The 9,518-nt window shown below is 69.4% G+C and carries 8 protein-coding genes; 6 read left to right on the top strand and 2 right to left on the bottom strand.

The genetic code is table 11. The features are described 5' to 3' along the window. Nucleotides 1-26 precede the first annotated feature (26 nt). Nucleotides 27-494, bottom strand: a complete 468-nt coding sequence (locus ETD85_RS26290; RefSeq protein ID WP_138692454.1) for a hypothetical protein — start codon at nucleotides 492-494, stop codon at nucleotides 27-29. A 385-nt stretch (nucleotides 495-879) separates the two neighbouring features. Here ETD85_RS26290 and ETD85_RS26285 point away from each other — a divergent pair, with 385 nt between their 5' ends. From ETD85_RS26285 to ETD85_RS26260, 6 genes are all read left to right on the top strand, one after another. Next, nucleotides 880-2,637 carry an ABC transporter substrate-binding protein gene (locus tag ETD85_RS26285; protein WP_138692453.1) on the top strand — a complete coding sequence of 586 codons (1,758 nt, stop codon included), beginning with the start codon at nucleotides 880-882 and terminating at the stop codon, nucleotides 2,635-2,637. A gap of 66 nt (nucleotides 2,638-2,703) precedes the next feature. Continuing rightward, nucleotides 2,704-3,699, top strand: a complete 996-nt coding sequence (locus ETD85_RS26280; RefSeq protein WP_138692452.1) for an ABC transporter permease — start codon at nucleotides 2,704-2,706, stop codon at nucleotides 3,697-3,699. Next, nucleotides 3,696-4,580 carry an ABC transporter permease gene (locus tag ETD85_RS26275; RefSeq protein WP_138692451.1) on the top strand — a complete coding sequence of 295 codons (885 nt, stop codon included), beginning with the start codon at nucleotides 3,696-3,698 and terminating at the stop codon, nucleotides 4,578-4,580. The genes ETD85_RS26280 and ETD85_RS26275 overlap by 4 nt, the downstream gene beginning before the upstream one ends. Then, nucleotides 4,577-5,518 (top strand): ABC transporter ATP-binding protein, encoded by a 942-nt coding sequence (locus ETD85_RS26270; RefSeq protein ID WP_138692450.1) that lies wholly within the window; start codon nucleotides 4,577-4,579, stop codon nucleotides 5,516-5,518. The genes ETD85_RS26275 and ETD85_RS26270 overlap by 4 nt, the downstream gene beginning before the upstream one ends. Then, nucleotides 5,518-6,393, top strand: a complete 876-nt coding sequence (locus ETD85_RS26265) for an ATP-binding cassette domain-containing protein (protein WP_138692449.1) — start codon at nucleotides 5,518-5,520, stop codon at nucleotides 6,391-6,393. Before ETD85_RS26270 ends, ETD85_RS26265 begins: the two co-directional genes overlap by 1 nt. 9 nt (nucleotides 6,394-6,402) lie before the next feature. Beyond that, nucleotides 6,403-8,808: a glycoside hydrolase family 2 protein gene (locus ETD85_RS26260; RefSeq protein ID WP_138692448.1), complete on the top strand. Its 2,406-nt coding sequence runs from the start codon at nucleotides 6,403-6,405 to the stop codon at nucleotides 8,806-8,808. On the opposite strand, the gene ETD85_RS26255 is transcribed toward ETD85_RS26260, so the two are convergent. After that, nucleotides 8,798-9,472: a DUF6879 family protein gene (locus ETD85_RS26255; protein WP_138692447.1), complete on the bottom strand. Its 675-nt coding sequence runs from the start codon at nucleotides 9,470-9,472 to the stop codon at nucleotides 8,798-8,800. The genes ETD85_RS26260 and ETD85_RS26255 overlap by 11 nt on opposite strands. Nucleotides 9,473-9,518 lie beyond the last annotated feature (46 nt).

The raw sequence follows: 9,518 nt of genomic DNA, 5'->3' as shown, positions 1-9,518 counted from the left end.
CTTTGGTGTGTATGTTTGTTTTTTTTTCAAGCAGAAGACGGCAGACGAGCTGTCTTAGGGTCTCGTGGGCTGGGAGAGGGGTATAAGAGACAGGGGGTGGGGGTGCTGCCGGGGGTGCAGGTCAGCCTGGCGGCCTTGGACCTGGAGGTACGCCCCCGGTAGTCGGTCGCGACCGCGTAGTAGGTGCCCGGCTGGCAGGGCAGGGCCAGGGTGATGCGCCCCTTCCTGGTGGCGCCGCTCTTGACGACCGGGTCGGCGCCCGGCACGGCCCGCTTGACGCGGATGCGCAGCAGCGCGGAATTGAAGCAGCCGCGGCGGGCGGCGGAGGTCTCGATCTTGAGTGCGGTGCTCAGGTGCGGCTTGGCCACGCTGATCCGGCACCTGGCGGCGTCGGTCGAACTCTCAGCGGCGGTCGCGGCCTCGGCGGCGCTGAGCGGCGTGCAGAACGCCGCCAGACTGACGAGCCCGGCAAGTACCCCTAGGGGTCTACGCATCGGGGGATTCCTCCAGTTGCGGTAGAGGCTGGATGGCTCCGCATTCTGTCGGGATCGAGACCTATTTGTCATGAAATTTGGGAGATTTCCGCGAAACACCGGTAAACCAAAGTGACCTGAGGGACGTCGGGCCGGGTCGCGCCGCCACGTCTCGAAAGCGTCACGACCCTTGACGACGTGGACATCCGGAATTTACGTTCGCGGTACTTATCCGGTTCAGCAGGTCCCGCAACCTGCGACTACTGAAGAGTGATCGCTCACCGGTCTCCTTGGCGGGGGCATGCTCCGCGATTCATTGGGAGCGCTCCCAGGAGGCCCGGTCCATCGGGGTGTCTTAGCAGACGTTCGAACCTTCGCGCCGGGCGCGGAGGGAAGGAGAGAAGCGATGCGTAACCGGGCTCGGATCCTGACTCCGCTCGTGGCGGCGGGCCTGCTGGCCACGGCCTGCACCGGCGGCGGATCCACACCGACCCCGCCGGCCACCCAAGCGCCGAGCCAGGGCGCGGTGGCCAGTGCCAACCCCGACTCCCTGCCACGCAACGAGACGCTCTACACGACGGGCACCCAGTGGGGCCCGCCGGCGAACTACAACCCCATCAGGGAGTGGGACTCCGCGGTCGGCACCAAGGGCCTGGTGTACGAGACGATGTTCCACTACGACACCACCGCGGCCAAGCTCACGCCCTGGCTCGCCACCAGCGGCACCTGGACCGACGACACCACGTACGAGGTCAAGCTCCGCCCCGGCGTCAAGTGGTCCGACGGCCAGCCGCTCACCGCCAAGGACGTCGTCTTCACCTTCGAGCTCGGGAAGATGGAGACGATCCCGTACCACAACCTGTGGGACTGGCTGAAGAGCGTCGAGGCCACCGACGACCAGACCGTGAAGTTCACCTTCTCCAAGGCGAACTACCAGGAGTGGGACTTCATGCTCTACACCCGCTCGATCGTCCCCGAGCACGTCTGGAAGGGCCGCGCCGAGAAGGAGGTCCTCGACGGCGTCAACGACAACCCGGTCGGGACCGGCGCGTACACGTTCATGAGCAAGGACCAGGACCGCGTGGTCCTGCAGCGGCGGGACGACTGGTGGGGCAAGACGGCGCTGAACCTGGAGCCCAAGCCCAAGTACATCGTGGACATCGCCACTCCCAGCAACGAGGTCGCCATGGGCCTGCTGCTGCAGCAGAAGCTGGACCTCAGCAACAACTTCCTGCCCGGCGTGGCCAACCTCGTCCAGGGGAACTTCGGCCTGACCACGTACTACAACGAGCCCCCGTACATGCTCTCGGCCAACACCGCGTGGCTGGTGCCCAACACGACCAAGAAGCCGATGGACGACCCGGCCTTCCGCAAGGCGCTGGCCTCCTCGGTCGACGTCAAGAAGATCGTGGAGGGCGTCTACGGCAACCTGGTCAAGGCGGCCAGCCCGACCGGCCTGCTGCCGCAGTGGGAGCAGTTCGTGGACCAGGGCGTGGTCGGCAAGTCCGGGTTCGCCTTCGACGCGGCCAAGGCCAAGAAGCTGCTCGCGGACGCCGGCTACAAGGACGGCGACGGCGACGGCTACGTCGAGAACAAGGACGGCTCCAAGATCAGCCTGTCGCTCATCGTGCCGTCCGGCTGGACCGACTGGATGGAGTCCGCCAGGTCGATCTCGGCCAGCGCCAAGACCGCCGGCATCCAGATCACGCCCGACTTCCCCGACTTCAACGCCCTGGTGGAGAAGCGCGCGAAGGGCGACTTCGACCTGCTCATCAACAACGAGCGCCAGCTGTCCAACTCGCCGTACACCTACTACGAGTACATGTTCCAGCTGCCGATCCAGAAGCAGCAGAACACGGTCAACTTCGCCCGGTACGAGAACAAGAAGGCCTGGGAGCTCGTCCAGCAGCTCGACCAGGTCAAGACCGACGACATCGAGGGGATGAAGAAGCTCACCTCCCAGCTCCAGCAGATCCATCTCGACGACCTGCCGGTCATCCCCCTCTGGTACAACGGCCTGTGGGCGCAGTCCAGCACCAGCGTGTGGAAGAACTGGCCGGCCGCGGCCGGCAGCGCGCCCAAGACCGGCGCCGTCATGTGGCGTAACTGGCTCGAACTGGGCGGCTTCGAGACGCTCACCCAGCTCCAGCCCTCGGGCTCCTGACCTGCCGGACCCCGTCCCTCCGCCCCGTCACCGCCCGGGGCGGAGGGCCTACACGGAGACATTCGCGTGCGTCGTTACTTCGGTAGGAAACTGCTCATCTACGGACTGACCTTCTTCATCGCCGTCACGGTCAACTGGATGATCCCGCGCTTCATGCCCGGCGACCCGGTCGCCAGCATGGTCGCGCGGGCCAACGTCGCCAAGCCCGAGGCCGTCGAGGCGATGCGCACCTACTACAACAGCCTCTTCGGCTTCGACCAGCCGCTGTGGCAGCAGTACGTCAACTTCTGGGGCGCCCTGTTCAGAGGGGACTTCGGGCTCAGCATCTGGCTGTTCCCGACCCCGGTGAGCACCGTGATCACGAACGCGGTGCCGTACACGCTGGCCCTGATCATCCCGTCCGTGCTGCTGAGCTGGGTGGTGGGCAACCGGTTCGGCGCGTACGCCGCCAGGCGCAAGCTCCTCGATAACACCGTGCTGCCGCTCGGGTACGTGCTCACGGCCATGCCGTACATGTGGCTGGCGGTGCTGCTGGCCTGGGCGCTCGGCGTGATCGCCGGGCTCTTCCCCGTCGCCGGCGGCTACAGCTTCTCCATGCGGCCCAACTGGTCGTGGACGTTCGCGCTCGACCTGGTGCACCACTGGGCGCTGCCGTTCCTGTCGCTCTTCCTGGTGGCGCTGGGCGGCTGGGCCATCGGCATGCGCAACATGATCATCTACGAGCTGGAGTCCGACTACTCCAACTACCTGGCCGCGCTGGGCGCGCCCGCCCGGCTCATCCGCAGGTACGCCTTCCGCAACGCCGTCCTGCCCCAGATCACCGGCCTGGCCCTGCAACTGGGCGTGCTGGTGGCGGGAGCGCTGGTCACGGAGATCGTCTTCGCCTACCCGGGGCTCGGCAGCCTCATACTCAAGGCCATCCAGAACAAGGACTTCTTCCTCCTCCAGGGCACGTTCCTGTTCATCGTGCTCGGCGTGCTGATCGCCAACTTCATCATCGACGTCGTCTACGTGGTGGTCGATCCGCGCACGCGGGCGGGAATGGCGGGTGCGCAGGCATGACGGCACTTCAGGAAGTCGCGCCGCGCGAGCCCGCGGGGGTGCGGCGCGAGGCGCTCTACTTCGCGGTGCGCAACGGCAAGCTGCTGACCGGGTTCGGCATCGTGGCCGTGCTGCTCGTGCTCGGGCTCGCCGGGCCCGCGCTGATCGGCGGCACGCCCAACGACTACGGGACCCGCCCCATGAGCCCGCCGTCGGCCGAGCACTGGCTCGGCACCACCACCTTCGGCCAGGACATCTTCCTGCAGTTCGTGCACGGGCTGCGCAGCACCTTCGCCGTGGGTGTGATCGGCGGCGGCATCGCGGCGGTCATCGGCATGCTCGTCGGCTTCGTGGCCGGCTACCGAGGCGGCGTGGTCGACGAGGTGCTCAACATGCTGACCAACGTCATCCTGGTCATCCCCACCCTGGCCGTGCTGCTGATCATCAACGCCTACCTGGGCATCAGGAGCGTGGCCGTGCAGGGCCTGTTCATCGGCCTGACGCAGTGGCCGTGGGCGGCGCGGGCGATCAGGGCGCAGACGTTCTCGCTGCGTACGCGGGAGTTCGTGGACCTGGCCAGGATGAGCGGCGCGGGCACCTGGCGGATCATCAGCAGGGAGATCGCGCCGAACATGAGCTCCTACCTGTTCATGACGTTCATCCTGCTGTTCGGCGGCTCGATCCTGATCGCCTCCTCGCTGGACTTCATCGGGCTCGGCCCCACGGAGGGGGTCTCGCTCGGCCTGATGCTGCAGAACGCGAACCAGTGGAGCGCGCTGCAGCTCGGCCTCTGGTGGTGGTTCGTCCCGCCGGGCGCGGCCATCACCGCCATCGTCGGCGCCCTGTACGTGGCCAACGTCGGCCTCGACGAGGTCTTCAACCCGAAACTGAGGGAGACATGAGCCTGCGGGTCAGCGAGCTGAAGGTGTACTACAGGACGCTCAAGGGCGAGGTGCGCGCCCTCGACGGCATGTCCTTCGGCCTGGCGGACGGCGAGATACTCGGGCTGGTCGGCGAGTCGGGCTGCGGCAAGAGCACGCTGGGCAAGAGCCTGATCCGGATGGACGGCCGGATGCGCCACGCCGGCGGCCGGGTCGAGCTCGACGGCGAGGAACTGCCCATCGCCGACGACCGCCGCATGAACGACTTCCGCTTCCGCAAGGTCTCCCTCATCCCGCAGTACGCCATGAGCGCGCTCAACCCCACCCGCAAGCTCCGCAAGATGGTCGCCGAGCTGCTCGCCTCCCGGGGCGCGAACGTGGACGTCGCCGAGCTGGAGAGCCGGATGAGCCAGGTCGGCCTGCCCCGCGAGGTGCTCGACCGCTACCCGATCGAGCTGTCCGGCGGCATGAAGCAGCGCATGGTGATGGTCATCTCCACGCTGCTCGACCCGTCCCTGCTGATCGCCGACGAGGTCACCTCCGCGCTCGACGTCTCCACCCAGAAGGCCGTGGCCCGCGCCCTGCTCGGCTTCCGCGAGAGCGGCTACGTCAAGAGCATGATCTTCGTCACCCACGACCTCGCGCTCACCCACCACATCGCCGACACGATCATGGTCATGTACGCGGGCAAGCTGGCCGAGAAGGCGCCCGCCGACGTGATCGTCAAGGCGCCCAGGCACCCGTACACCAGGCTGCTGCTCGACTCCCTGCCCGAGGTCGGCGTCCGCTACGCCGACCGGCGGCTGGAGGGCATCGCGGGCAGCCCGCCCTCGCTGCTCGACCCGCCGGCCGGCTGCCGCTTCCGCGACCGCTGCCCGATCGCGGGGGACGAGTGCGCCGAGGACCCGCCGGTGACCGAACTCGCCCCCGACCACCACGTCGCCTGCTGGAAGGCCTGATGCTGAAACTCGACGACGTCACCAAGGAATTCAGGATCGGCGCCTTCGGCGGGAAGAGCGTCGCGGCCGTACGGAACGTGAGCTTCGAGGTCGTGCCCGGCGAGGTCGTCTCGCTGATCGGGGAGAGCGGCAGCGGCAAGAGCACGATCGGCCGGATGATCCTCGGGCTGAACCCGGTCACCCGCGGCTCGATCACCTTCGACGGCCTGCCGGTCCGGGCGGGCAAGGAGTACTACCGCCGCATCCAGGGCATCTTCCAGGACCCGTTCAGCTCCTTCAACCCGGTGTTCAAGGCCGACCGCGTGTTCGCCATGATCAAGGACACCTACTACCCGGCCGTCCCGGCGGCCGAGTGGGCGGGGCGGATCGAGACGAGCCTGCGCGACGTACGGCTCAACCCGGGGCAGGTCCTCGGCAAATACCCGCACCAGCTCAGCGGCGGCCAGCTCCAGCGCCTGCTCATCGCCCGCGCACTGCTGCTGGACATCAAGCTGCTGGTGGCCGACGAGATCACCAGCATGCTGGACGCCTCGACCCGGATCGACGTGCTCAACCTGCTGGCCGAGCTGAAGACCAGGGGGCTCGGCGTGCTCTACATCACGCACGACCTGTCGCTGGGCAACTACCTCGCCGAGCGGACCGTGGTGCTGCGCCGGGGGAGCGTGGCCGAGATGGGGCCGACCGAGCGGGTCTTCGGCGACCCGCTGCACCCCTACACGCGCGAGCTGCTGTCGGCCGTGCCGCGGCTGCACGAGCCGTGGGACGACGCCCCGCCCGCCGGCGCCTGCCTCTACCACCGCAACGGGGGCACCGGCGTGCTGTTCGAGGCGAGCCCGGGACATTTCGTGGCGTGCGCCGGGCTGAGCGACTGCTGAGGAGAGCACTTGAGTTCGTACCGTCCGCTCCACGAGGGCTGGACCCTGTCGTCGCGTGACCTCCCGGAGACCCCGGCGAGGGTGCCCGGCTGCGTGCACACCGATCTGCTCGCCGCCGGGCTCATCGAGGATCCCTACCTGGACGGCAACGAGCACCGGCTGGCCTGGATCGGCCGCACGGAGTGGACCTACCGCACCGCCTTCACCTGGTCGCCCGACCAGCACGAACGTACCGACCTGGTCTGCGAGGGGCTCGACACCGTCGCCACGATCACCCTCAACGGGGTGCTCCTGGGCAGCACCGCCAACCAGCACCGGTCCTACCGCTTCCCCGTCCGCCACCTGCTGCGCGACGGCGGCAACGAGCTGGTCGTGCGCTTCGGCTCGGCCTACGACTACGCCGCCGAGCGGCGGGCGGCCCTGGGGGAGCGGCCGGGCGCCTACGACGAGCCCTACCCGTTCATCAGGAAGATGGCCTGCAACTTCGGCTGGGACTGGGGCCCGACCCTGGTCACGGCCGGCATCTGGCGGCCGATCGGGCTGGAGAGCTGGAGCGGGGCGCGGCTGGCCGAGGTGCGCCCGCTCACGCGGGCCGACGGCACCGTGGACGTGCACGTACGCGTCGAGCGCACGACCGAGGAGCCATTCGCGCTCACCGCGCGGGTCGCGGGGATCACCGCGGAACACCGCCTGGAGGGCCGCGCGGCCGTCGTGTCGCTGCGCGTGCCGGAGCCGGAGCTGTGGTGGCCCCGAGGGTACGGCGGCCAGCCCCGCTACGACCTGACCGTCCGCCTGGGCGCGGGCGACGGCGGCGAGGAGCGGCGCGGGAAGGCCGGCGAGGAGCAGCACGGGAAGGCCGGCGAGGAGTGGCGCGGGAAGATCGGCTTCCGCTCGGTCGAGCTGGCCCGCGAGGCTTTCGGCCTGAAGGTCAACGGCGTGCCGGTCTTCGTCAGGGGCGTCAACTGGATCCCCGACGACTGCTTCCCCTCCCGCGTGACCAGGTCGCGGCTGGCCGAGCGGTTCGGGCAGGCCACGGGCGCCGGGGTCAACCTGCTGCGGGTCTGGGGCGGCGGCCTGTACGAGAGCGAGGACTTCTACGACCTGGCCGACGAGCTGGGCCTGCTCGTGTGGCAGGACTTCCCGTTCGCCTGCGCCGCCTACCCGGAGGAGGAGCCGTTCAGGTCGGAGGTGGCGGCGGAGGCCAGGCAGCACGTCGCCAGGCTCGCCCGGCATCCGAGCCTCGTCCTGTGGTGCGGCAACAACGAGAACCTGGAGGGCCACGCCGACTGGGGCTGGCCGGACGAGCTCGGCGGCCGTAGCTGGGGTGCGGGCTTCTACCACGACCTGCTGCCGTCGATCGTCGCCGAGCTCGACCCCGGCCGCCCCTACTGGCCCGGCAGCCCCTATTCGGGAGCGCCCGGCCTGCCGCCGAACGACCCGGCGACCGGCACCGTGCACATCTGGGACGTGTGGAACCGCGAGGACTACACCCGCTACGCCGCCTACCGGCCGCGGTTCGTGGCCGAGTTCGGCTTCCAGGGGCCGCCCGCGTACGCGACCCTGCGCCGGGCCTCCTCCGACGAGCCGCTGACGCCGGACTCCGCGCACCAGAAGGCGATCGACGGCCAGGGCAAGCTGCTGCGCGGGCTCGGCCGGCACCTGCCGCAGCCGCGGACGTTCGACGACTGGCACTACTGGACCCAGCTCAACCAGGCCCGCGCGATGGCGTTCGGGATCGAGCGGTTCCGCTCGCTCATGCCGTACTGCATGGGGACGATCGTCTGGCAGCTCAACGACTGCTGGCCGGTCACGTCCTGGTCGGCGGTGGACGGCGACGGGCGGCGCAAACCGCTCTGGTACGCGCTGCGCCGCGCCTACGCCGACCGGCTGCTCACCGTCCAGGAAGGGGAGCTGGCCCTGGTGAACGACACCGCCGAGCCCTGGTCGGGCGAGCTGCACCTGACGCGCCGCGGCCTCACCGGCGAACCGCTGGCCAAGGAGGTCGTCGCGGTGCACGCGGCGCCGCGCTCGGTGCTCAGGGTGGCCCTGCCCGAGTCGGTCGCGGTGCCCGACGACCCGGCGCGCGAGCTGTTCACCGCCCTGCTGGGCGGCAGCCGCACCACGAGCTGCTACGCCGAGGACACCGAGATGGCGTTCCCGCCGGCGGCCTACGACGCGCACGTCGAGCGCGCGCCGGACGGCTACCGCGTGATCGTCACCGCCGTCAGCGTGCTGCGCGAGCTCGCGCTCTTCCCCGACCGGCTCGACCCCGCCGCCCGCGTGGACGACCAGCTGGTCACGCTGCTGCCGGGCGAGAGCGCCGTCTTCCACGTCAGCACCGAGCGGGAGCTGGACCCCGGGGCGCTGACCGGCTTCCCCGTCCTGCGCTGCGTGAACGAGGCGGTCAGACCCTGAACTCCTCGGTACGGTGCGCGTAGGCGGGCACCGCCGCCCGCATCTCGTCGGTGATCACCGGCGGGGGCAGCGGCGCGATCTCCCGCTCGTGGAAGCCCTGCACGTCCTCGCCCTCGGCGAACAGCTCCTCGACGAGCCGCAGGCAAGGCTCGACCACGGAGGCGCCGGTGATCCGGCGGCCGCCCCGGCCCCCGCCGTGACGGTCGTACAGCACCTCGTACATGAGGGACGAGGAGAAGATCACCAGCTCGGGGACGGGCTCGAGGTCCGCCACCCACTCGGCCGGCACCACCCGGCAGGGGGATCCGGCCGCGGCGCGCAGCGCCAGCACGTGCATCTCCCACTGCAGGTACGGGGTGATCGGGAACTCCACCACGCGCACCCGCCTGACGGGGACGCGGCGGCGGAAGTACTCGGCCACGGGCGCCGCCATGCGGCCGGTCAGGGCCAGCGAGCGCTCCCAGTCGCCGTCCATCATGGCCCGCCAGCTCGCCACGTCGGGCTCGTAGAACTCCTGGGCGCGTTCGAGCTTCGACATCGGCTCGGTGCAGAGCTCGTGGTCGCGGTCGAATCCGGCTTGGTACTCCGGCACATCCAGGACGAGTCCGCCGTCTATGGCGGCGAACGGGTTCGTGCGGCGGACCGGAGTGCCCTGCTCGGTCATACGGCGTCCCTTCGCGTCTGAAGACCCGCCCAGATCATGAATTGGC

The organism is Nonomuraea zeae (assembly GCF_005889725.1).
Lineage (GTDB): Bacteria > Actinomycetota > Actinomycetes > Streptosporangiales > Streptosporangiaceae > Nonomuraea > Nonomuraea zeae.
Note: the sequence above shows the minus strand (reverse complement) of the source record. Positions and strands in the feature narration are given on the sequence as shown.